Here is a 23,073-nt window from a genome sequence, read left to right as displayed (position 1 = left end):
TTAAAAATGCCAAGTTTCGGGCCAAAGCCAAATTATTAATAATCCGCCAATAATGGTAGCTCCAAAAAAGAAGGTCACCCATTTTGTTAACTGTCTTGTCCCCAAAATGGCACAGAGCACAATTTTAAATAAAAAATTAGACAAGGAGGCTACCACAATTAAGCGCCAACCAGAGTTGGTATCCAGACCACCACCAATACTTTGCGATAGTGATAAGGTTATGGCATCCTTATTTGCCAATCCCCCAACAAATGCGGCAATATACAAGCCATTATCTCCTAATTTCTGTTCGGTAAACGCAACGGCCAAAAGAATAATGGCGTAAATGGCACCAAACATTAATGCACTTTTTATTTGCGCCGGGTTTTCTGGTTTTGGCATTTCATCTGATGTACTTTTTTTATTGATAAGATAAAAAAGAACAACAGACAAGCCAATCATCAACAGGAATAAGGCAATGATTGGCAACACTACTTGAGAAATCTGACTTGGAATAACTGCTCCAATCTCGATCATCACACGGACCAAAGATACCGTTGCGGCGGCAAAAATTACAAATGCAGCAGCTTTATGGATATTTTCAGTTTTTTTAGTAAAACGGGCATAGCTAACGGTGGTTGCCGTACTACTAATAAGGCCTCCCAAAATACCATTGGATAAAATGCCATATTTCTTACCTATAAATTTATAAATGAAATAGCCAACAACGCTGATACCAACAATTAAGGTGACCATCAGCCAAATATTCCTCAGGTTGAGCACATCAAATGGTCCGAAGGTTCTATCTGGTAAAACGGGCAATATAATCAAGCTGATTCCGGCAAGAATCATAATTGCGGAGACATCCTTTTCTTCTAAATCTTCGATAAACTTGTGAAGGTGATCTTTAATATATAATAAAATAGCAATGGCGGCCCCCATAATAACGCCCACTACCCGATCTCCAACCACCAAATACGCACCAATGGCAAACATCAATAGCGCAGCCATTTCAGTTGTTTGACCTAATGTTGGATCATCCTGTTTTTTTAGTTTCATGAAATTGGCCGTTATGAGCATTGCTGCCATGGCGAGCCCCAATAAGGGAAGCACAAAAGGATTATCGTACAGTTTGGTCAAAAAGCCAGCAACAACCCCTAATACAGAAATAAGCGTAAAGGTTCTTACCCCAGCTATTTGATCTTTATTATGTTTCTCACGCTGCATGCCAACCAAAAGGCCAAGACCAAAGGCAATTCCTAATGTTGTGAGATCTTCATAATTCATAAGACCAAGTTAGTAAAAAAAGCTAATAAGGATGAGTTCCTGTTAAAAAATAGAGGCGATTTCAAAATAAAATTCTGAGCATATCCTCCTCTACAAAATCACCATGTTATCAAACAAAGTTGTCTAAAATAGAAAAGGCTATATCCTGAAGACATAGCCTTAATTTTACTCTTTTTAATTAAAAATCATTTTTTGCTCTGGGCTTGCAGTTCTGCAATAGCGGCTTTGACTTCTTTCATCGTACCTTCCAGTACGCTCTCCTCTTTCATTACCTTACCATTATCTGTATATATTTTAGTAACAATTGCTTTGGCGTTATCCGCATCTACAGAAACCATTTCTATCTCTAAAGCATCGGTCACCCCATTAGTCGTTTCAACAAACTCTGTGCTTGTAACTGTGGCAGCAATTGTGTGACCTCCTAAAATTGGCGCGATGACCAAACCTATTAAACAGGTTAATTTTATTAAAATATTCATTGAAGGTCCAGAAGTATCCTTAAAAGGATCTCCAACCGTATCTCCGGTTACAGCCGCTTTATGCGCTTCAGACCCTTTATAGGTCATCTCACCGTTGATCAACACACCGGCCTCAAATGATTTTTTAGCGTTGTCCCAAGCACCACCTGCGTTATTTTGGAAAATTGCCCAAAGTACGCCACTTACGGTAACTCCTGCCATATAACCACCCAACATTTCAGCAATGGCTAAATTATTCATTCCGAAAATCATCGGCACAAAAGCGATCACCAATGGGAATCCAATAGTCAACAATCCAGGCAATATCATTTCTTTTAAAGATGCCTCCGTTGAAATAGCCACACATTTATCATATTGAGGTTTTCCTGTACCTTCCATTATCCCTGGAATTTCTCTAAACTGACGACGTACTTCTTCCACCATTTGCATGGCTGCTTTACCAACAGCATTCATTGCCAAAGCAGAAAACACTACGGGCACCATCCCACCAACAAATAACATGGCCAAAACAGGTGCCTTAAAAATATTAATACCCTCAATTCCCGTAAACGTCACATAAGCCGCAAATAAAGCTAAAGATGTCAATGCTGCAGAAGCAATGGCAAATCCTTTACCTGTTGCTGCTGTGGTGTTTCCAACTGCATCCAAGATATCAGTACGCTCTCTTACAATAGGGTCTTGCTCACTCATTTCAGCAATCCCACCGGCGTTATCCGCAATAGGTCCAAAGGCATCAATGGCCAATTGCATTGCTGTGGTAGCCATCATGGCTGAAGCTGCCAATGCTACACCGTAGAACCCTGCAAATGCATAAGAGGTCCAAATAGCCGCAGCAAATAAAAGCACTGAAGGGAATGTTGAAATCATCCCTGTGGCCAAACCAGCAATAATATTGGTTCCTGCACCAGTACTTGATTGTTGTACAATTTTTAAGATTGGTTTTTTTCCCAAACCAGTATAAAATTCGGTGATTGATGATATAACGGCACCAACAACCAGTCCAACTAAAGTAGCATAAAACACACGCAGAGAAGAAATCTCTTGAAGACCTTCGCCAAAGAAGTCCATTGTCATAGTTTCTGGTAGCATCCATATGACCAAGCCATAGCAAGATGCCGCCACCAAGGCAATAGATACCCAGTTCCCACGGTTTAAAGCGCCCATTACTTGAGCCTCTTTGGCGTCATTACTTTGTATCTTCACCATTAATGTTCCTATGATTGAAATGATAATTCCAACGCCTGCAATGGCCATTGGCAATAAGATAGGACCAATCCCTCCAAAGCCATCTGTAATAGTGCCTCCCATATCTTTGATGACATAATTTCCCAATACCATTGCTGCCAAAACAGTGGCCACATAGGAACCAAACAAATCGGCTCCCATACCAGCAACGTCACCTACGTTATCACCAACGTTATCGGCAATGGTAGCAGGGTTACGCGGATCATCTTCAGGAATACCAGCTTCAACTTTACCTACTAAATCCGCACCCACATCGGCTGCTTTGGTATAAATTCCACCACCAACACGTGCAAATAGGGCGATAGATTCCGCACCAAGAGAAAACCCTGCCAGGGTTTCCAAAACAATGGTCATATCCATAGTGTTGGTCCAAACACCTCCCATAAAAACGTGGAAGAAAACAATGAAGAAAACGGTCAAGCCCAAAACGGCCAATCCAGCTACTCCAAGACCCATAACGGTACCGCCACCAAAAGAAACTTTTAGTGCATTTGGCAAACTTGTACGTGCGGCTTGTGTGGTTCTGACGTTGGTCTTGGTGGCAATTTTCATCCCTATATTTCCTGCAAATGCAGAAAATACTGCTCCAAAAATAAAAGCAACTACAATTAACCAGTGTGTTGTTGGCACTACAAATGAAACGATAGCTAGTAATACACTTACTATCACCACAAAAATGGCCAACAATCTATATTCTGCATTTAAAAACGCTAGGGCACCTTCGTAGATGTGGTCTGAAATTTCTTTCATTTTTCCATCTCCAGCATCTTGTTTCATGACCCATGATTTCTTTATGAGCATGTAAATTAACCCTAAGGCTGCCATTGCAATAGGCATATAAATCATCATTGATTCCATAAATATAATTAGATTGATTAGTTTTAAATGGTTGCTAAAGTAGTAAAATCAAAGAGAAATAAAAAACCCCTTATGCTTAATAAGGGGTTCTCGGTTTTTATAAGTAAGTAATTAAATTAAATGGTAAAATTTCCGTTGGTTTTGTGCTCACTGTTTTCGTAGCGATCAATACATTTATCAAGTATTTCATAAGCTTTTTCAGCAGTACCCCAACCACCAACATCAACTTTTTTCTTCTCTAAATCTTTATAAACTTGAAAGAAATGCTCTATTTCCTTTATTTGGTGGGCGTTTACATCAGATAAATCATTGAGCGTATTCCAAATAGGATCAGATACTGGAACGCAAATTATTTTTTCGTCATTTCCTTTTTCATCCGCCATATGGAAAACACCAATAGGCTTTACTTCCATAACACACATTGGAAAGGTAGGCTCTGTTCCCAACACCAAAACGTCCAAAGGATCCCCATCCAAGGCTAAGGTTTCTGGAATGAAGCCATAATCGGCAGGATACATCATAGAAGAAAACAACAAACGGTCAAAGCGGATTTTCTTTAATTCAAAATCATATTCAAATTTGTTACGGCTTCCTTTTGGGATTTCAATCAGTACATCAAATGTTTTTTTTCCTTTTGGACTCATGATATTATTTATTTTAAAAGCCTTTTTGTTAGCGGCTTATATTAAATGTTCTTCTGTTTTTTAGGCGTGCAAAGATACGGAAGTCTTTGTTATGTACCACTGAATATGAGTCAAATTTTTATGTCGCCTCCGCTTCCAACTTCTTACGCATATCATTTCTTTTGAAACCAACAATAAACGACAAGGTTTTATCTAAATTAAAACCCCACTGAACCAAAAAATAGGACGCCTTTCAACCTTGGTCATTAAGTGAAATTAAATATTTTCAACCTTCGCCAAAACCATAAAAACCGTTCGTTTTTTTTGCTACATTTGACTAACAAATCCTCTTTATATTAACCTAAGGACAAAGCCTCAATCTCATGAATAATAAAATAATATTTGTGTCGCTTTTAATGGTTTCATTGATCATCTCCGGGTGCTCATCAAAAGATGATGAGTGTACAAAAATGATGGCCATTCCTCACTATTACGTGGTCAACAACCAATTTCAAAGTTATGATGTGATGGAGGAAGTGCCTTGCGATTTTCCTGAGCCAGGAGAAATTGGGACACCACCGGAGCTCAAAAACTTCTCTTATGAAGTTATATTCTTTACCTACATTCCGGATACTGGAAATAACACCTCGCAGCTCAAATTTCAGATTAAACAGAATAATCCCAATGCTTATGCTGCAGAAGGCCTTCCCTTTCTTACCATCAAATCTGAAGAAATAGAGTTTACCAGAACCTATGGCAACGAAGCATCCATACCGTGCGGTGTAATTCCTGCCAAAGCTAGTTGTACACTAACGTTTGACAAAGAATATCCGATAGATCCAGACCTAGGTGTCCCAGGGATTATGGAATTAGTTTCTGTAAAATATTATGTAGCGAATTAAAAATAAGGCAACAATAGTTTTATTTTAATGGAAACTACACCCAAGAATGGCGTATTTTTTAATGCAGGATATTCATTTTAAGTCAATACAGCGGAGAAGCAACCTAAGCACCAATATTAATAAATATATTCTTGGGTTAAGCATGATTTGATTACTACACACTCAAATTGATAACGCAATTTTTCTCTAATTAATTAGGAGCAGAATTAAAATTTGGCTTCTTTCATAGAATGGACTTTTGAAAAAAAGACCATAAATGAGAACTTATTCTTAATTTTGCTGTCGAAGCAATACTATTAATGTTTAATAGCAACTCAGTACAGATAAAATAAGTTTCGGATGTGTATTGGACTTTAACATTATTCCTCTCCTAAAAGGTCCGTTTTGATAAACCTGCAATAGGACAAAATAAAATGATTATGATGACACAAGACATGTTCATAGGGATTCTAGGTGCAACATTCATTTGGATCATTGTACTGTTGATATTCTTTACCAATCAAAAACATAAAAGAACAATTGCTATAAAAGCGAAAGAGATGGAATTTGAGAAAGAAAAAAATCAAATTTTAGAACGAATACGGACTGAAAAACAATCTGAATTTGAAAAGGGATACATTTCTGGCACTGAAAAATCAGATTTCATCATTCATGTGGAACCATATAAGAATATTGATGGCAAAAAAAGCTATTTCCAAAACAGTCAAATGGTAGAGATTGGATATGTCTACAGATTGTTTGTTAAAGGCGTACCAAGTTTAGATCCTCACATTCAAATTGTTGAGCGCATCAAACTGAGTGAGTTAAATGAGAAAAATGTAGATTCTGCCATAGGCAAATTAGAATTGATTCTCGATAAAATCCCAAGCCCACATCTCAGACTGGCCAGTAATTTAAAGGAATTTGGGAAAGGGCTGTTGAAAAACACAAAAGCCAAACGTATAAATTCTTGAGTTCAATATTTTAAAAATTAAATCCAAAACTCCCCGTTACCCCAAAATCACGAGCCTGTGGATTGTCGAGATAGTTACCTCTAAAGTTAAAATCGATACGAAACACTTTAAAAATATTTCCAATGCCCACACTGTATTCATAATATATTTGATCTGTAGGCGCCATATACGTCAAGCCTGAAGCATTTAAATCTTTATTAGCTTGAGAAATATCACCCCAAACCCCTCTAATGCCCACGATTTCACGAAGATTGTATTTTCTTAAAAACGGAATTCTTGAAAAGAAGCGCCCGTTGAAGTTATGTTCTATATGTAAAGATGTGTAAGTATCAGTTACAAACTCATAATAATCCAATTGTGAAAACGTATTATAGATTGAAAAATACGCCTGATTTCCTGGTACAACGCTCAAAAGCCCTAATGGAACCTCACCAAATGTTTTCCCCGCTTCAATGGTGGTAGTCAACCGTCCATAAGCACCCACATGCCAAGGTTGAATATATGAAAACTGAACCTTGGTATAATCAAAATCACTATTAAAAATCGCTTTATCCCCTCGGGTCACCTGGGCAAATAAACTAGGATAGTTGTCATTAGCGACATGTCGCTCTACTCCAAATCCCGTCATTTTGCGACCTGGATAATAAGAGACCGAGAAAGCATTTTCATATTGCATGATCTCTGACTCCGTTGTGGTTTGAGTCGCATCCGTATAATAATCCAGACTAAACGTTTCTGAAGCTGAGCTTAAGGTTTGATAAGTACCGCTTAGTCGAAACACCAAATTCCGCACCGGTTCCAAATCCATAGCGACGGTGGTTATATTGACGTTACTTAACTTATCATTCGTACTTTTTGTAATCAGCGTTGATGAGGCTAAACTTCGCCCAAGAATATCTGTAGAAGCGGTTAAATTGACACCAATTTGTTCCACATCACGCCTATTTCCTGCTGAAATAATGAACCGATTCTTTTTATCAATCAGCCACTTTCCTGAAATGCCATATTTAAATTTGTTATCTCGAAATCCGTAAGCTAGAAAACCTTCCACACGCCACAAATCATTAGGTCCAAAATACGTTCGACCACCCGTTCTTACACGGATGCCTTCCACTTCATTAAAACCAAATGTGGAAAAAATTGGGCCGTAATCAAAATTGATATCAGAAAACTCCACATATCCTGAGCCAAGTATACTTCCAATATTATATAACTGCTTAAACTTTTTTACAGTTTTAAGGGTGTCCAACATTTTGTAAACGCCCTTTTCATCCTGACTCAGGGATTCCATTCGATTCTGTTCCCAAAAATCATCATCCCTATTATAAACATCTTGATTATAACTGTACACTTCTTTCGTGTAAAACTTATCATCTTTAGGAATATCAAACTTATAATTATCATATAGCGTGGTACGTTTCCCGTAAACTCCTCGCGATTTCTCCTTTTTGTTAAAGGCGAAGTCTGACATAAAATAGTCGCGTTCAATCAAAAATATGGAATCGTTCAAAACTTCAAACTCTTGCTCAATATAAATTTCCTTTACCCAATTGATATTAGCACTTTTTGAAGCCTGCAAATTGATTTCCTTAATCGCAAAAGTGGTGTCGTTGACCCAAAAATCGCCTTTGAAGGTCAGTTCATTTTTTCGCCGAGGATAGTAGATGATATTATAGCACCATTTATCTCCAATAAAAGTACTGTCAGAAAGCACATAATTGTAAGTGTTGATGCCAGTTTTTGAAATCGGACTCACAAAGCTTTTATCAAAAAATCTGAGATAGTTATCGTAAATATCAAAATCAGAATAGAGATCGTCAATAAAGTCAATAATAATCTGGTTATTACTAAATCCAGAATTCTTGTTACCTTTTAGATCCTCCTTTTCCCTTGACTTCAAATTATCACCATATACCTTGCTACTGGCTTCATTGATAAAAATAGGCAGATAGGTTTTTCCGGTGACCTTACTGGTATCTACCTGATCAAAGACAAACTCCATCCCCTTAAAAAGCTTACTTTTTATTAACGAACTGTCTATGGTATTAATATCAAACTCTACTTTCTCGTATTTGTCATACTGGTACTGTTTAAATTGCCGCAGTCCGTTTTGACGCTTACGATCCCAGATTTTCTTTAAGATAGCGATGGCAGGGTTTTCACTCTCCTTTTTTGATTGTTTTCCTGTGACAATATAAACTTCATCCAATTGTCCAGCATCTTCCTTTAAGACAAATTTCAACTCATAATTGACTTTTTTTGTCAACGGAATTTCAAGAGTTTCATAACCGATAAAAGAGACGATAAGAGCATCGTAAGTATTACTTGACTCTAAATAGAAACGGCCCTCTTCGTTGGTTATGGTTCCTTCAGTTGATCCTTTAAAAAGCACATTGGCATAGGCCACTGAAACATTGTTTTCATCATACACATAGCCGCTAACTTTGGTTTGGGCGTAGGTGGAAAAAATTCCGAAGAAAAAAACTAGGGTACGTAGGTTTAGGTTCATAAGAAAAAAAACTCCATCAACACAAGTGCCGATGAAGTTATGATAACGCAAAAAATTGCGATTTATTTATACATTACTTTTTTTACTGCTTTCACGACTTCATTACTATCTGGCAACCATTCTTTAAAAAGCTCTGGTGAGTAAGGTGCCGGGGTATCTGCAGTATTAATTTTTACAACCGGTGCATCTAAATAATCAAAAGCTTCCGATTGTACAATATAGGTTATTTCTGTAGAAACGTTTCCAAAAGGCCAGGCCTCTTCCAAAACGACTAATCTATTAGTTTTCTTTACTGATTTTAAGATGGCTTCCTTATCTAAAGGACGTACGGTTCTTAAGTCAATGATTTCGCATGAAATTCCTTCTTTTTCCAATTCGTCAGCCGCTTTATAGGCTTCTTTTATAATTTTTCCAAAAGAAACGATGGTAACATCTGTACCTTCACGCTTAATTTCTGCCACACCTATTGGAATGGTATATTCACCTTCTGGCACTTCACCTTTATCACCATACATTTGTTCACTTTCCATAAAAATAACAGGATCGTCATCACGAATGGCCGATTTTAAAAGTCCCTTGGCATCATAAGGCGTTGATGGCACTACAACTTTCAGGCCTGGTGTATTGGCAAACCAGTTTTCAAAAGCTTGAGAGTGCGTTGCTCCCAACTGTCCTGCAGAAGCTGTTGGACCTCTAAAGACAATTGGACAAGGAAATTGCCCACCAGACATTTGTCTGATTTTTGCTGCATTGTTTATAATTTGGTCGATCCCAACCAAAGAGAAGTTAAAAGTCATATATTCCACAATCGGACGGCATCCGGTCATGGTTGATCCAATGGCAACACCCGCAAAACCAAGTTCCGCAATAGGCGTATCGATCACACGTTTGGCACCAAATTCGTCCAACATCCCTTTAGATGCTTTATAGGCACCATTATATTCTGCGACCTCTTCGCCCATTAAATAAACGCGTTCGTCACGGCGCATCTCTTCGCTCATGGCTTCACAAATAGCTTCTCTAAATTGAATTGTCTTCATTCCCATCTTCCGTCTTCCCAAGCAGGAAGAACTTTTTTAGTTAATGTTTAAATCGATTAGCAAAAGTAACAATTATTGAGAATAAAATAACAAGATTTTTAAGCGAATAAAGTCAAGTTTATCAAAGTTCTTTTTATATCCGGAAGTCACCCCGCTATTCTTGAACAAAAACCTATTGATTTCTGCTTTTAGCACACTTATTGTCATTCCAAGTGATTGAGAATGATGCCAGCAAATTAATCATTGTAGAATATTCTACCTAAAATCAGTAAATGCCTAAAGCATTAACCACTTAATGCAAAAAGAAACATCATTTATCAAAATTTATTATGCACGCATAGTAAATATGTCATCTAAAATAATTAACTTCGTATCCTATTCAAATGAATATTAGTTTTCATTTGCAGGATGGGGTTTTTATTTTGAAATGAACCAGCATTCTTCCAAATAAATAATAACATTATAAATTATAAAAAATGAAAATACTTGTATGTATTAGTCACGTGCCTGATACGACCTCAAAAATTAATTTTACGGATGATAACACGAAATTTGACACCAATGGGGTTCAATTTGTAATCAATCCGAATGACGAATTTGGTCTAACTCGTGCCATGTGGTTTAAAGAAAAACAAGGCGCCACTGTTGACGTAGTGAACGTTGGCGGTCCTGAAACTGAACCAACGTTGCGTAAAGCATTAGCGATAGGTGCTGATAGCGCCATTCGAGTCAATACCCCAGCAACCGATGGTTTTGCAGTAGCCAAACAATTGGCCAATGTAGTTAAAGATGGCGGCTATGATTTGGTCATTGCAGGTCGTGAATCTATTGATTATAATGGCGGGATGGTACCTGGCATGTTGGCCGAATTGATTGACGCCAACTTTGTAACCAATTGCATCAGTCTTGAAGTCGATGGCACCAATGCTAAAGCAGTAAGAGAGATTGATGGAGGAAAAGAAACTGTTTCGACGTCGTTACCACTAGTTATTGGTGGTCAAAAAGGATTGGTTGAAGAGAGCGATTTACGCATTCCAAACATGAGAGGAATTATGCAAGCACGCCAGAAACCTTTAAAGGTTCTAGGACCTGTTGATGCTACGAAAGAAACAACGACCGTTAAATTTGAGAAACCAGAACCAAAAGGTGCCGTTACCATGGTATCTCCTGATAATCTGGATGAATTGGTGAGCTTGCTTCATAATGAGGCGAAGGTTATATAAAAATCCAATAATCAAGCACCAAATTCCAAGTGTTGGAATTTAGAATTTCTAATTTGAAAATTTAAATAATTATGTCAGTTTTAGTATATACAGAATCAGAAGAAGGAAAATTCAAGAAAGTTGCTTTTGAAGTGGCTTCTTACGCAAAAGCCGTTGCGGACCAAATGGGAACCACGGTAACTGCCATTACAATTAACGCCAATGATGTTTCAGAATTGGGCACTTATGGCGTCGACAAAGTATTGAAGGTCAACGATTCAAAATTAGATGCCTTTAATGCCAAAACCTATGCAAACATCCTCAAACAAGCTGCTGAGAAAGAAGGCACAAAAGTGGTTGTGGTCAGCGCCAGTGCAGACAGCAAATACCTAGCGCCCTTATTAGCTGTTGGGTTAGATGCCGGTTATGCTTCAAATGTGGTTGAGACGCCAACAAGCGCATCGCCGTTTACAGTAAAGCGCTCTGCATTTACCAATAAAGCGTTTATCTTTTCAACTATTGAAACCGATGTCAAAATTGTCGGTGTTTCGAAAAATGCTTTCGGATTAAAAGAAAACGCCGCCAGTGCAACTGCCGAAGATTTTTCCCCATCCATTCCTGAAAATGGCGTTCATGTGGATTCGGTTGACAAGGCCACCAATACCGTAACCATTGCGGATGCTGAAATTGTCGTATCTGCCGGACGCGGACTAAAAGGTCCTGAAAACTGGGGAATGATTGAAGATTTAGCAAAGGTTTTAGGAGCGGCCACAGCCTGTTCTAAACCTGTTTCTGACTTAGGTTGGAGACCACACGGTGAACACGTTGGGCAAACTGGAAAACCTGTAGCCGCCAATTTATATATTGCCATTGGTATTTCTGGAGCTATCCAACACCTGGCGGGAATCAATGCTTCCAAAGTAAAAGTAGTAATTAACACAGATCCCGAAGCCCCATTTTTTAAAGCCGCAGACTACGGGATAGTGGGTGATGCCTTTGACGTGGTTCCTAGACTTACAGAAAAATTAAAAGAATTTAAAGCCCAAAACGCTTAAATTTCATAACTTGTAGCTGCAAAGCGACTGGTAGATCCCATAGTTGCCATAAATACATGATTTAAAATCCAAAAATAGGATTCATGTATTTGTGGCATAATTTTTCAAAAATCTTTTTTTGCCAGGGAACTTCCCGAAAAAATATATGGATCACAGTTGGTAAAGTCCTAATTTAAACAGTTATTTGTTTTTTATTTTATATGAGTTTAGTCAGATTAAACATAAAGGGAATTTCTTATAGCCAAACGCAAAATGGTGCGTATGCCTTAATTTTGAATGAGGTTGATGGCGACCGTAAACTCCCCATTGTCATTGGCGCATTTGAAGCCCAATCCATTGCCATTGCTCTTGAAAAAGAAATCCGACCGCCACGTCCCTTAACCCATGACCTTTTTAAAAATTTTGCCGACCGTTTTGAAATTATTGTAAAACAGGTCATTATCCACAAACTTGTGGATGGCGTATTTTACTCCAGCCTCATTTGCGAGCGCGACAAAATCGAAGAAATAATAGATGCACGTACGAGTGACGCTATTGCTTTAGCATTGCGTTTTCAAGCCCCCATTTTTACTTATAAGAATATTTTAGACAAGGCTGGCATCTATCTCAAAGTCAATCCACAAAAAGACGAAGAACAGCAGGACAGCATTCTTCTAGATGATTTGGTAGCCGAAGAAATTGAATCCACAATTCAGGATAATTACAAAAATAAAAGTCTTGAAGAATTACATTCTTTATTGGAACAAGCCGTTTTGAGCGAAGATTACGAAGTGGCAGCACAAATAAGAGATGAAATTTCCAAACGTTAAATATTAAGATCAGATGAAATATTTCTTTTTAGCTGCTTCAGCTATTTTTTTTGGAATAACCACCACATTAGCACAAAGCATCGAAAAGAAATGGCAGTTTGAAGCTGTACAAAGTGATCAAGGCGTCAATCTCTACAACATCAATCCTGAAACCGATGTCCTCAATCTTATGGAGGGCGATTTTAGTTTCTATTTACAAGCCAAAGACAGCAGTCAAACCAAGGGTAATTACATTACCCAGAACAAATTACTGGTATTATATTACGACACGCCTTCTGAAGACATTAGACGATTTAAGGTTGAAACCTTGACCGATTCTACAATGGTACTTCATGAAAAGAATATCAACTATATTTTCTCAACGCCAAAAGAATCTGTTTCAGTAGTTACGGAGGCCGCCACAAGTGGAATAATACCAAGCCAAGGCTTTACCATGAATAGTTTATTGCGTGGGGCTTTAGGCATGTTTGCCTTACTGTTATTGTCATTTATTTTAAGCCAAAACAGAAAAGCCATCAATTGGAAAACCATCAGCTTTGGACTGGCAGCTCAATTATTATTGGCCATTGGGGTTTTAAAAGTTCCATTTGTTCAAAAAGCTTTTGAAGTTGTTGGAAAGATGTTCGTTAAAGTCTTGGAATTTACCCAGGCTGGAAGTGAGTTTCTCCTTGGAGGGATGATGGATGTCAGCAGCTTCGGATTCATCTTTTTATTTCAGGTGCTACCAACGATTATTTTTTTCTCAGCATTAACTTCCGTTCTCTTCTATTTAGGGATCATTCAGAAAGTTGTGGCGGGAATGGCTTGGGTATTAACTAAGCTTCTAAAGATTTCTGGCGCTGAAAGTTTAAGTGTTGCCGGGAATATATTTTTGGGACAAACGGAAGCACCTTTAATGATCAAGGCTTATCTGGAAAAAATGACCAAATCGGAAATCCTCTTGGTAATGATTGGTGGTATGGCCACAGTGGCCGGTGGTGTATTGGCTGCATATATTGGATTTTTGGGTGGTGAAGACGAAGCTCTTAAACTCTTTTACGCCAAACATTTATTGACCGCCTCTGTTATGGCAGCTCCTGGTGCTATTGTCATCTCTAAAATGTTATACCCACAACAGAAGCCTATCAATACTGAAGTAGAGGTTTCACAAGAAAATATTGGTTCCAATATATTGGACGCTATTGCTAATGGCACTACAGAAGGATTAAAATTGGCCGCCAATGTAGGGGCCATGCTTTTAGTTTTTATTGCTTTTATTGCGATGATCAATTATGGTTTTGGCAAATTGGGAGGCGTAACCGGTTTAAACAGCCTCATTGCCAATAATACACCCTACGCAGCACTGTCCTTAGAATTCCTTTTAGGATATACCTTCTCGCCGCTCATGTGGCTGATTGGCGTAGCCAAAGAAGATATGGCTTTAATGGGACAACTCTTAGGTATTAAACTCGCGGCGAGCGAATTTGTGGGCTATATCCAGTTGGCGGAATTAAAAAATGTAGCCAACGCAACCCATTTGAAATTTGAAAAATCAATTATCATGGCCACTTATATGCTCTGTGGCTTTGCAAACTTCGCATCTATTGGCATCCAGATTGGTGGGATAGGATCTTTAGCCCCAGGACAACGCAAGACCCTGTCTGAATTTGGAATGAAAGCCCTTATTGGTGGAACAATTGCTTCATTATTGTCTGCTACCATTGCTGGAATGATTATTGGGTAAACAAATCCTATAAAGGCGTTACCTTAATATGATACATCGGTCTCTTTAGTTAAAATTTTCAACGCCTGACAACTTCTGCTCTTAAAACTTTAATCCGCATATCACTTCGAAAAGTTCTTAACTTTCTTTAATTTTGGCTTTTAAGAAAAGTTAAAGTTTAATTAATAAGATTCCCACTTTCGTGGGAAGTTATCATGAAACAATATCACGATCTCGTAACCCATGTATTAGAAAACGGAAACCAAAAAGGCGACCGTACAGGAACAGGAACAAAAAGTGTCTTTGGGTACCAAATGCGTTTTGATCTTAGTGAAGGCTTCCCTATGGTCACCACTAAAAAACTCCATTTAAAATCCATTATTTATGAATTGCTCTGGTTTTTAAAAGGGGATACCAATATTAATTACCTAAACGACAATGGCGTTAGAATCTGGAACGAGTGGGCGGACGCCAATGGCGATTTAGGCCCTGTATACGGGCATCAATGGCGCAATTGGAACAATGATGAGATTGATCAGATAAAAGACATCGTAGAGACGCTGAAAACGAATCCAAACAGCAGACGCATGTTGGTTTCAGCATGGAATCCATCGGTGTTGCCTGATACGTCAAAATCTTTTTCGGAAAATGTTGCTAACGGGAAAGCAGCACTGCCGCCCTGCCATGCTTTTTTCCAATTTTATGTAGCTGAAGGTAAATTGTCTTGTCAATTATACCAACGTAGTGCTGATATTTTCTTAGGCGTTCCTTTTAATATTGGATCCTACGCCCTCTTCACGATGATGATGGCTCAAGTATGTGGTTACGAAGCTGGTGATTTCATCCATACTTTTGGAGACGCCCATATTTACAACAATCATATGGAGCAATTGCAGCTCCAATTATCAAGAGACATTAGACCGCTTCCTAAAATGAAATTAAATCCTGAAGTCAAAGATATTTTTGACTTTAAATTTGAAGATTTTACTTTGGAAGATTATAATCCGCATCCACATATTAAAGGGATTGTTGCAATTTAGAAGAGGCACGTTAATGTCTTCAAGGTAACTTCTGCAATCAACCGCAATCTGATTTCTTTTTCTTTATAAGGCAAAAAAAAGCGTTTCCAAATGGAGAACGCTTTTCTATTATATTTTAGTGTCGTATTTTATTACAGCGTCAAAACTGCATTTTCACCACCAAATTCATTGGTTTTGTGAGAATCAGCTTCTTCTTCGTTCACAAAAGTACCGTCTACAAGATATTTAAACTCATAGGATTTGTCCTTTTCTAAATCAACAGTGCCTTTAAAAACTCCGTTTTTTAATTTCTTAAGCTCAACAGCTTTCTTCTCATTCCATTCGTTAAAAGTTCCTAGAACAGAAACCTTTTGAGCTCCTTCAGCAGCAACCGAAAAAGTCACTTTGCATATTGGTTTACTTTTTAAGTATTGTTTTGTAATTGCCATAATCCAAATTAATTTGATTTTGGCGCAAATGTAATAAAGTATTTGATAGATTGAACCATTTAACCTCCCCAATATCAAAGATTTATCATTTTCATAAAAAAATCTTTCATAATATTTCAACTTCCAAATGAAATCGCTTTAATATTATAGGATTGGCAAGTTTTAATCCTTTCTTCCTTACTGATTATCAATGCCTTTACGTCTAAAACGTTTTCGCAAATGACTTATTTCAAAGATCAGATGTTTCCGCCAACGATTTCATCAAAAAAAACTAACTTTACACAAAATTTCAATATCATGTTCGGAAAAAAGAAACCGGTCGACAAAATTGACAGAGAGCAATTGGAGCTCATTGAGAATTCACAAAAGAGAATCAAGCAGAAAAAACGCCTATATTATCATTTTGTGATTTTTTTAATAGGCGCCATTTTTTTAATTGTTTTAAACACGGTTCTTGGTGTAGGTGAACACACTAAGATTTGGGGACTGGATTGGTTTGTATTTGCTATTTTAGCATGGTTATTTCTTTTTATTTTCCATCTTTTTAACGTTTTTGTTACCCATAAATTTATGGGTAAATCCTGGGAAGAGGCCCAACTGAACAAATTGGTAGCCAAACAAAAAAAGCGTATTGCAGAACTTCAGACAGACCTTGAAAAAACCCATCCTATTGAAACTGCTATAATTCCAGCTCAAACTACCCTAGCACCTGAAAAAAAAACGAAAGTTCATAAAAATCTAACTCTAATTGCTGCGGCTGGAGAAAATGACGCCATTGGCAAAGACAATAAGTTAGTGTGGCATTTGAGTGATGATCTCAAACGTTTTAAAAGTTTAACCTTGGACCATTGCATTATCATGGGCAGAAAAACTTTTGAAAGTTTTACGAAACCTCTTCCAAACAGAACACACATTATAATCACTCGTCAACATGATTATTCAGTTCCCAACGGTGTCATTGTAGTCCACAATATTGAAGATGCTCTGGATGCCGCAAAAAATGACACACAACCATTTATTGTAGGTGGAGGCGAAATCTACAAAGAAGCGATGCCTTACGCTGATAAAATAGAATTGACAAGAGTTCATGAACGGTTTGATGCCGATACCTATTTTCCAAAGATTGATTCTACAGAATGGAAAGAAACGGAGAACAAACTTCACCAAACGGACGCGAATCATAAGTATCCATTCTCATTTATTACTTACCAAAGACGATAAACCTTAACCCGTGAAACTTAAAAGAAGACGGAAGCTAGTCACCTACCTCAACCTTTTAGATCAACCCATACAGTTCAATCCGTTTTTATTCAGTCGGAAATTTATACTCTGGGCAGTTCTCGGTCTTTTTGGTGGCGTTATTGCTGGTTTATACTGGATCGTTTTAGAGTTTTTCACACATCAATTGGCATATTTTAATGGTTGGTTAGTGATTCCAACGATGGCCATTTGTGGGTTATTGGCAGGACTGGTTATTCATTTTATCGGTGACCCCGGAGAAATCCATCTAATTGTCAATAACATTCGTTTTAATAAAGGCAAATTGGATCCTAAGAACAATCCTTCCATGATTTTGTCCTCTTTACTTTGTATAGCTTCTGGTGGTAGTTTGGGCCCAGAGGCACCATTGGTTCAAGTTATAGGATCTTCGGGAACCTGGCTTGGAAAAACATTCCGCCTAAAAGGTGAAGATTTACGTTCTATGAGTATTGCTGGAATGGCCTCAGGCTTTACAGCAATGTTTGGCGCTCCTTTAGGCGGTAGCTTATTCGCTCTTGAGATTTTGCACCATAAACATGCCGTTGAATATTATAAAGCCATTATGCCTGCTTTTGTAGCGAGTTGCTTTAGTTATTTGGTATTTGCATTGATTACACAATTGAGCATTGGTGCACTGTGGAATCTGCCAACCTATGAAATGCTGAGCAAATTTGATTTTTTATACGCCGTGATTTTTGCAATTATTGCCACCTGTTTTGGCTGGTTTTTTATTTTCTGCACCAAAATGTTTAAACAGCTTTTTCAAAAAATACAGGTTCCCATTTATATAAAAACATTTATTGGAGGCTTGTCTCTAGGAGTCATTGCTTACTACTTACCACTTACGAGATACTTTAGCCACTATGAATTGAACACCTTGCTCATCAGTGACTTTTCATTAAAAATGCTCATCGCAATTCTGATTTTTAAAATTATAGCCATTGCCATCACGGTGACCTCAGGATGGCGCGGTGGTTTCATTATTCCGTTATTCTTTTGTGGTGCCACCTTAGGATTGATCATTCATCAATTTGTCCCTTCCATTAGCTTGGCTTTAACCATCGTCAGCTGTATGGCGGCTATAAATGTATGTGTGACCAGGACGCCAATGAGCACAACCATTTTATTGGCCACCCTCACCGGTTTCACCTATTTCATTCCGATATTGTTTGCAAGTTTAACAGGTTATTTCTTAGCCCCGCGCATCCCGTTTATTTCCTCCCAAATGGAGAATCAAAATGAATAAAGAATAAAGACGTCTAAAAGAAAGAAGCTAAGCCTTCAATTACCCCCACTTCAAAGAACCCTCCAACAAAAAAAGCAACAAAATGTTTGTTTTCAACTTTACACTGTTCGACTTAACAGAAAATTTTGAAGCAGTTGAATTTGAATATTTCAATAACATAAAAGAAGATTGGATCGGCTTAAATGTGATGAAACATTTTGGAACTCATTTATTTTGGACGCCCATCTAAAATCCAAGAAATAAACATTTTTACAAGTAATATTCATGCAGTACATTAGAAATTTCAGTCATAGTATTTGGTAGCTTTCTCGAACTTCAAAATAATGTCCTACAAAATTGAACACATCACAATTACTTTGTACTCATAGACTAAGAAGTTTTTCTTAATTTCGCGATATGATAAAAGACATTCAGCTTCGTGTGACGCTCCAAGAGGAGAAAAACCCTGATATTTTAACGCGGAAATCAGCTGAATTCCTGAGTATTTCAGAAAGGGATATTTCAGGCGTCAAAGTGCTTCGTAAGTCTATTGATGCGCGAAAAAAACAAATTATTTTCAATTATAAAGTTTCGGTTTACATCAATGAACCCGTACCTGAAACGTCCGACTATCATTTTGATTACAAAGATGTGTCCGCAGCCAAACCCATCCATATCATTGGTTTTGGACCAGCAGGAATGTATGCGGCCCTCAGATGTATTGAATTGGGATTTAAACCTATTGTGCTGGAACGCGGAAAAAACGTCCAAGACAGACGTCGTGATTTAAAAGCCATCAATCAGGACCATTTTGTCAATGAAGATTCCAACTATTGTTTTGGGGAAGGTGGCGCTGGAACTTACAGCGACGGTAAATTATATACCCGAAGTTTAAAACGTGGTGACGTAAGACGTATTTTTGAAAACCTGGTTTTTCATGGCGCAACCGATCAGATTTTAGTAGATGCCCATCCGCATATTGGCACCAATAAATTACCTAAAGTTGTCCAGAATGTTCGTGAAACCATCATCAACTATGGTGGTGAAGTTCACTTTGAAACCCGTGTTGCCAACTTTACAATGATGAATAAGACCATCAAAACTCTAGTACTTCAAAATGGTGAGGAGATAGACGTAGAGCGTGTCATCCTAGCAACTGGACATTCAGCGCGTGATATTTTCTATTTGCTACACGATAAAAATATCGCCCTAGAAACAAAGTCGTTTGCTATGGGTGTGCGGGTTGAACATCCGCAACACATTATCGATTCCATTCAATACAGTTGTAGTGGTGAACGCGATGCCTTATTGCCTGCTGCATCTTATGGTTGGGTAGAACAGGTGAATGAACGCGGTGTTTATTCCTTTTGCATGTGTCCTGGCGGATTTATTGTTCCTGCGGCAACATCTAATGGAGAAGTGGTGGTAAATGGCATGTCACCTTCCAAACGCAACAATCCGTTTGCCAATTCAGGGATTGTTGTTGAAATCAATGCGGACAAAGATTTATATAAATACGAACATTTTGGAGTTTTAAAAGCACTGGAATACCAAAAAGATTTAGAGCGCTTAGCTTTTACCGCTGGTGGACGAAGCCAAGTAGCACCCGCACAACGTTTGACCGATTTTGTGGAAGGCAGACTCTCAACTCAGCTCAACCCATCTTCCTATCAACCAGGATTAAAATCGGCACCCTTGCATTCGTTACTACCAAAACAGATTGGCGGACGTTTGCGCAACGGATTCAAAGCTTTTGGCGAAAAAATGAAAGGCTATTATACCCAAGAAGCCAATATTGTAGGTGTGGAATCTCGTACCTCATCTCCTATCAGCATACCTAGAAATGAGCGCTTAGAGCATCCGCAAATCTCAAATTTATTCCCATGTGGCGAAGGAGGTGGGTATGCAGGAGGCATAGTTTCCGCAGCAATGGACGGTGAACGCTGTGCGGAAGCGGCAATTGCAGGACTATAAATCATAAAAACCAGTTATTTTATTAAAAAAGATAGAGCAATGAAATCAGAGAAGGAAAAAATGATTGCTGGGGAATTGTATTATCCAACAGATCCAGAATTAGTTGAAGGCCGACGACAAGCGCGCATTATATTCGGTAAGTACAACACTACCTCTCCTGACGAGACAGAAAAAAGAAAAAAATTGCTTGATGACCTCTTTCAGCAGCACCCAATAAACCTCTACATTGAACCTCCTTTTTATTGCGACTACGGCCCAAATATTCAGTTGGGAGAAAACATTTACATGAACTATAATTGTTGCATTTTAGATGTGAGCACCGTCAAAATTGGCAATAATGTGATGTTTGCTCCCAACGTCCAAATTTATACCGCAACGCACCCCTTAGAACATAAAGCGCGAAATAGCGGACTTGAATATGCCAAATCAATTACCATTGGAGATAATGTATGGATTGGGGGCAATTCCGTTATTTGTGCAGGGGTGACGCTTGGAAATAATGTCGTCGTTGGTGCGGGCTCTGTAGTCACTAAAAGTTTCCCAAAGGATGTGGTGATTGCAGGTAATCCTGCCAAAATCATTAAAACGATCGATAACGGCTAACTGTTTCTTTATATCACAATTTTAATTTTTGATCTTTGTTTTATCATAAGCATTGCACAATCTACTCTTGGTTCTTTATACTTAATACTTGTTTCTTACCTCTCAAACAACGCAGCTAACACTTTCCCAAATCCCTGCTAAGCTCTCAAAAAAATAATTCCTATTTTTGCAAATCTAAAATCAACAAATAATGAACGCATATATTTTTCCAGGCCAAGGGGCACAGTTTACAGGAATGGGATTGGATCTTTACGAAAAATCCGCCATAGCTCAGGAATTTTTTGAAAAAGCCAATAGCATTCTTGGCTTTTCAATAACCGATATCATGTTTGAAGGTACTGCTGAGTCTCTTAAAGAAACCAAGGTCACACAACCAGCCATTTTTTTGCACTCTGTAATATTAGCAAAAACCTTAGGAGACAATTTTAAGCCGGATATGGTTGCAGGTCATTCCTTAGGTGAATTCTCTGCTTTAGTGGCCAATGGCACTTTATCTTTTGAAGATGGCTTAAAGCTAGTCTCAAAACGTGCTCTGGCAATGCAAAAAGCCTGCGAACTTACCCCGAGCGCAATGGCCGCTGTTTTAGGTTTGGAAGATGGTATTGTTGAAGACGTATGCTCTAAAATTGAAGGCACTGTGGTGGCTGCAAATTATAATTGCCCAGGACAGTTAGTGATTTCTGGGGATGTGGATGCCATCACCCGTGCTTGTGAAGCTCTGAAAGCAGCTGGCGCCAAACGTGCTTTAGTGCTCCCTGTTGGTGGCGCATTCCATTCACCATTAATGGAACCGGCTCGTGAAGAATTGGCTGCAGCTATTGAAAACACTCCATTTAGCAAACCTAATTGTCCAATTTACCAAAACGTTACTGCCAGTGCGGTGATCCATGAAAACGACATTAAAACGAATCTGATCTCTCAATTAACCGCACCTGTACGTTGGACACAGTCTGTACAACAGATGGTAAAAGATGGTGCTCTACAATTTACGGAAGTAGGTCCCGGAAATGTACTTCAAGGCTTAGTTAAAAAAATCAATAGAGAGGCACAAACCGCAGCAGCAACCTTTACACCTAATCTATAATCGATGAAATTATCAAGAACCTTGAGCATCATCGTATTGATTATTGCCAATATTGCCATAGATCAAATTTCGAAGATTATTGTGAGAGCTAAAATAGCGCAGTACGAAATTATCGAGCTTATTGGCGACTTTTTTATTATGACCAAAGTAGAAAATGAGGGCGCCTTTTTAGGGATGGGAAGTGATTTGAGTCCAACTTTAAAGTGGGTTTTCTTACTAATTCTGCCTGTGATTGTTTTGGGAGGTGTTGTCTATTATATACTCACCAATAAAAGCCTTGACCGACTGAGCTTAATTGCCTTTTGCTGCATTGTGGGCGGTGGTATTGCCAATGTATTCGATCGGTTTATGTATGGATCAGTTACTGACTTTTTTCATATCGATTTAGGTGGCATATTTAGAACTGGTATCTTTAATGTTGCCGATATGTCGGTCTCTTTTGGGATGATATTATTGGTTATCTCCAGTTTCAAGCAGCGGAAGCAAGAAAAATTAAATTCATAAAAAAATCCTCAATAATTTGAGGCATTTTTTTATAGTATTATTAGTAGTCTATCTTGCTAAATTACAATCTTCACAATCTTTAACCTCACCATAATAGGTTTCTCTGTATTTATGAAGGGTTCTGTAAGGAATGCTTAAAAATAACTTCTTAATATACGTTACGTTGGTTACGAAAGCTCCCATTTTTGGGGTAAATCGTCCTTCTGCTTTGGTTTCTCTTTTAATACTTATCAGTTTCATTATTCCTTTTCTTTTTGTTTTAACATCTGAATCTCATCAATATCTGAATCCTAAAATTAACTGTAAATCCAA

21 protein-coding genes are annotated in these 23,073 nt (G+C 38.1%); 14 read left to right on the top strand and 7 right to left on the bottom strand.

Features of this window, described 5'->3' with window-relative positions; all coding sequences use genetic code 11:
* The 3 genes from G525_RS0108315 to G525_RS0108305 all read right to left on the bottom strand — a co-directional run bounded on the left by G525_RS0108315 (position 1) and on the right by G525_RS0108305 (position 4,492).
* Entirely contained in the window at positions 1-1,266 is a 1,266-nt protein-coding gene (locus tag G525_RS0108315; RefSeq protein WP_027125761.1) for an MgtC/SapB family protein, read from the bottom strand.
* A 185-nt stretch (positions 1,267-1,451) separates the two neighbouring features.
* A complete protein-coding gene (locus G525_RS0108310) occupies positions 1,452-3,848 on the bottom strand; it encodes a sodium-translocating pyrophosphatase (protein ID WP_027125760.1) in 2,397 nt (798 codons plus the stop codon).
* A 116-nt stretch (positions 3,849-3,964) separates the two neighbouring features.
* Positions 3,965-4,492, bottom strand: a complete 528-nt coding sequence (locus G525_RS0108305) for an inorganic diphosphatase (protein ID WP_027125759.1) — start codon at positions 4,490-4,492, stop codon at positions 3,965-3,967.
* Between the two features lie 362 nt (positions 4,493-4,854).
* On the opposite strand from G525_RS0108305, the gene G525_RS0108300 reads away from it, so the two are divergent.
* Both G525_RS0108300 and G525_RS0108295 read left to right on the top strand, forming a co-directional pair.
* On the top strand, positions 4,855-5,373 hold the full coding sequence (locus G525_RS0108300) for a hypothetical protein (RefSeq protein WP_027125758.1): 519 nt from the start codon (positions 4,855-4,857) through the stop codon (positions 5,371-5,373).
* A gap of 419 nt (positions 5,374-5,792) precedes the next feature.
* A complete protein-coding gene (locus G525_RS0108295; RefSeq protein ID WP_157491904.1) occupies positions 5,793-6,326 on the top strand; it encodes a hypothetical protein in 534 nt (177 codons plus the stop codon).
* 10 nt (positions 6,327-6,336) lie between these two features.
* On the opposite strand, the gene G525_RS0108290 is transcribed toward G525_RS0108295, so the two are convergent.
* Both G525_RS0108290 and G525_RS0108285 read right to left on the bottom strand, forming a co-directional pair.
* Positions 6,337-8,835: a DUF5686 and carboxypeptidase-like regulatory domain-containing protein gene (locus G525_RS0108290; RefSeq protein WP_027125756.1), complete on the bottom strand. Its 2,499-nt coding sequence runs from the start codon at positions 8,833-8,835 to the stop codon at positions 6,337-6,339.
* A gap of 62 nt (positions 8,836-8,897) precedes the next feature.
* Positions 8,898-9,875, bottom strand: a complete 978-nt coding sequence (locus G525_RS0108285) for a pyruvate dehydrogenase complex E1 component subunit beta (protein ID WP_027125755.1) — start codon at positions 9,873-9,875, stop codon at positions 8,898-8,900.
* 476 nt (positions 9,876-10,351) lie between these two features.
* Here G525_RS0108285 and G525_RS0108280 point away from each other — a divergent pair, with 476 nt between their 5' ends.
* The 5 genes from G525_RS0108280 to G525_RS0108255 all read left to right on the top strand — a co-directional run bounded on the left by G525_RS0108280 (position 10,352) and on the right by G525_RS0108255 (position 15,683).
* The gene (locus tag G525_RS0108280) at positions 10,352-11,098 is read left to right on the top strand and encodes an electron transfer flavoprotein subunit beta/FixA family protein (RefSeq protein WP_027125754.1); all 747 of its coding nucleotides are present in this window, start codon (positions 10,352-10,354) and stop codon (positions 11,096-11,098) included.
* Between the two features lie 71 nt (positions 11,099-11,169).
* Positions 11,170-12,132 (top strand): electron transfer flavoprotein subunit alpha/FixB family protein, encoded by a 963-nt coding sequence (locus G525_RS0108275; protein ID WP_027125753.1) that lies wholly within the window; start codon positions 11,170-11,172, stop codon positions 12,130-12,132.
* A gap of 200 nt (positions 12,133-12,332) precedes the next feature.
* Positions 12,333-12,941 (top strand): bifunctional nuclease family protein, encoded by a 609-nt coding sequence (locus G525_RS0108265; protein WP_027125752.1) that lies wholly within the window; start codon positions 12,333-12,335, stop codon positions 12,939-12,941.
* Positions 12,942-12,954: 13 nt separating this feature from the next.
* Positions 12,955-14,664: a NupC/NupG family nucleoside CNT transporter gene (locus tag G525_RS0108260; protein ID WP_027125751.1), complete on the top strand. Its 1,710-nt coding sequence runs from the start codon at positions 12,955-12,957 to the stop codon at positions 14,662-14,664.
* A gap of 194 nt (positions 14,665-14,858) precedes the next feature.
* Positions 14,859-15,683 (top strand): thymidylate synthase, encoded by an 825-nt coding sequence (locus G525_RS0108255; protein ID WP_027125750.1) that lies wholly within the window; start codon positions 14,859-14,861, stop codon positions 15,681-15,683.
* A gap of 131 nt (positions 15,684-15,814) precedes the next feature.
* Here the strand turns inward: G525_RS0108255 and G525_RS0108250 are convergent, their stop codons facing one another.
* Complete coding sequence (locus tag G525_RS0108250; RefSeq protein ID WP_027125749.1) at positions 15,815-16,111, bottom strand: isoamylase early set domain-containing protein; 297 nt, start codon at positions 16,109-16,111, stop codon at positions 15,815-15,817.
* Between the two features lie 297 nt (positions 16,112-16,408).
* Here G525_RS0108250 and G525_RS22040 point away from each other — a divergent pair, with 297 nt between their 5' ends.
* From G525_RS22040 to lspA, 7 genes are all read left to right on the top strand, one after another.
* On the top strand, positions 16,409-17,332 hold the full coding sequence (locus G525_RS22040) for a dihydrofolate reductase (RefSeq protein WP_027125748.1): 924 nt from the start codon (positions 16,409-16,411) through the stop codon (positions 17,330-17,332).
* A gap of 10 nt (positions 17,333-17,342) precedes the next feature.
* Positions 17,343-18,617 carry a chloride channel protein gene (locus tag G525_RS0108240; RefSeq protein WP_027125747.1) on the top strand — a complete coding sequence of 425 codons (1,275 nt, stop codon included), beginning with the start codon at positions 17,343-17,345 and terminating at the stop codon, positions 18,615-18,617.
* An 82-nt stretch (positions 18,618-18,699) separates the two neighbouring features.
* Entirely contained in the window at positions 18,700-18,846 is a 147-nt protein-coding gene (locus G525_RS22225; RefSeq protein ID WP_157491903.1) for a hypothetical protein, read from the top strand.
* A 167-nt stretch (positions 18,847-19,013) separates the two neighbouring features.
* Positions 19,014-20,570: an NAD(P)/FAD-dependent oxidoreductase gene (locus G525_RS0108230; protein WP_027125746.1), complete on the top strand. Its 1,557-nt coding sequence runs from the start codon at positions 19,014-19,016 to the stop codon at positions 20,568-20,570.
* Between the two features lie 39 nt (positions 20,571-20,609).
* The gene (locus G525_RS0108225; protein ID WP_027125745.1) at positions 20,610-21,173 is read left to right on the top strand and encodes a sugar O-acetyltransferase; all 564 of its coding nucleotides are present in this window, start codon (positions 20,610-20,612) and stop codon (positions 21,171-21,173) included.
* Positions 21,174-21,363: 190 nt separating this feature from the next.
* Complete coding sequence (gene fabD / locus G525_RS0108220; protein ID WP_027125744.1) at positions 21,364-22,257, top strand: ACP S-malonyltransferase; 894 nt, start codon at positions 21,364-21,366, stop codon at positions 22,255-22,257.
* Positions 22,258-22,260: 3 nt separating this feature from the next.
* Positions 22,261-22,761: a signal peptidase II gene (gene lspA / locus G525_RS0108215; protein ID WP_027125743.1), complete on the top strand. Its 501-nt coding sequence runs from the start codon at positions 22,261-22,263 to the stop codon at positions 22,759-22,761.
* A gap of 48 nt (positions 22,762-22,809) precedes the next feature.
* On the opposite strand, the gene G525_RS0108210 is transcribed toward lspA, so the two are convergent.
* Positions 22,810-23,001 (bottom strand): hypothetical protein, encoded by a 192-nt coding sequence (locus tag G525_RS0108210; protein ID WP_027125742.1) that lies wholly within the window; start codon positions 22,999-23,001, stop codon positions 22,810-22,812.
* Between the last annotated feature and the right edge of the window lie 72 nt (positions 23,002-23,073).

Source organism: Gelidibacter mesophilus DSM 14095, from assembly GCF_000423005.1.
GTDB lineage: Bacteria > Bacteroidota > Bacteroidia > Flavobacteriales > Flavobacteriaceae > Gelidibacter > Gelidibacter mesophilus.
This window is presented reverse-complemented; position numbering and strand designations above follow the sequence as displayed.

Excerpts from the sequence above, each read along its gene's own strand:
- G525_RS0108315 (WP_027125761.1), bottom strand. The coding sequence starts at position 1,266 with ATGAATTATGAAGATCTCACAACATTAGGAATTGCCTTTGGTCTTGGC.
- G525_RS0108310 (WP_027125760.1), bottom strand. The coding sequence starts at position 3,848 with ATGGAATCAATGATGATTTATATGCCTATTGCAATGGCAGCCTTAGGG.
- G525_RS0108305 (WP_027125759.1), bottom strand. The coding sequence starts at position 4,492 with ATGAGTCCAAAAGGAAAAAAAACATTTGATGTACTGATTGAAATCCCA.
- G525_RS0108300 (WP_027125758.1), top strand. The coding sequence starts at position 4,855 with ATGAATAATAAAATAATATTTGTGTCGCTTTTAATGGTTTCATTGATC.
- G525_RS0108295 (WP_157491904.1), top strand. The coding sequence starts at position 5,793 with ATGATGACACAAGACATGTTCATAGGGATTCTAGGTGCAACATTCATT.
- G525_RS0108290 (WP_027125756.1), bottom strand. The coding sequence starts at position 8,835 with ATGAACCTAAACCTACGTACCCTAGTTTTTTTCTTCGGAATTTTTTCC.
- G525_RS0108285 (WP_027125755.1), bottom strand. The coding sequence starts at position 9,875 with ATGAAGACAATTCAATTTAGAGAAGCTATTTGTGAAGCCATGAGCGAA.
- G525_RS0108280 (WP_027125754.1), top strand. The coding sequence starts at position 10,352 with ATGAAAATACTTGTATGTATTAGTCACGTGCCTGATACGACCTCAAAA.
- G525_RS0108275 (WP_027125753.1), top strand. The coding sequence starts at position 11,170 with ATGTCAGTTTTAGTATATACAGAATCAGAAGAAGGAAAATTCAAGAAA.
- G525_RS0108265 (WP_027125752.1), top strand. The coding sequence starts at position 12,333 with ATGAGTTTAGTCAGATTAAACATAAAGGGAATTTCTTATAGCCAAACG.
- G525_RS0108260 (WP_027125751.1), top strand. The coding sequence starts at position 12,955 with ATGAAATATTTCTTTTTAGCTGCTTCAGCTATTTTTTTTGGAATAACC.
- G525_RS0108255 (WP_027125750.1), top strand. The coding sequence starts at position 14,859 with ATGAAACAATATCACGATCTCGTAACCCATGTATTAGAAAACGGAAAC.
- G525_RS0108250 (WP_027125749.1), bottom strand. The coding sequence starts at position 16,111 with ATGGCAATTACAAAACAATACTTAAAAAGTAAACCAATATGCAAAGTG.
- G525_RS22040 (WP_027125748.1), top strand. The coding sequence starts at position 16,409 with ATGTTCGGAAAAAAGAAACCGGTCGACAAAATTGACAGAGAGCAATTG.
- G525_RS22225 (WP_157491903.1), top strand. The coding sequence starts at position 18,700 with ATGTTTGTTTTCAACTTTACACTGTTCGACTTAACAGAAAATTTTGAA.
- G525_RS0108230 (WP_027125746.1), top strand. The coding sequence starts at position 19,014 with ATGATAAAAGACATTCAGCTTCGTGTGACGCTCCAAGAGGAGAAAAAC.
- G525_RS0108225 (WP_027125745.1), top strand. The coding sequence starts at position 20,610 with ATGAAATCAGAGAAGGAAAAAATGATTGCTGGGGAATTGTATTATCCA.
- fabD (WP_027125744.1), top strand. The coding sequence starts at position 21,364 with ATGAACGCATATATTTTTCCAGGCCAAGGGGCACAGTTTACAGGAATG.
- lspA (WP_027125743.1), top strand. The coding sequence starts at position 22,261 with ATGAAATTATCAAGAACCTTGAGCATCATCGTATTGATTATTGCCAAT.
- G525_RS0108210 (WP_027125742.1), bottom strand. The coding sequence starts at position 23,001 with ATGAAACTGATAAGTATTAAAAGAGAAACCAAAGCAGAAGGACGATTT.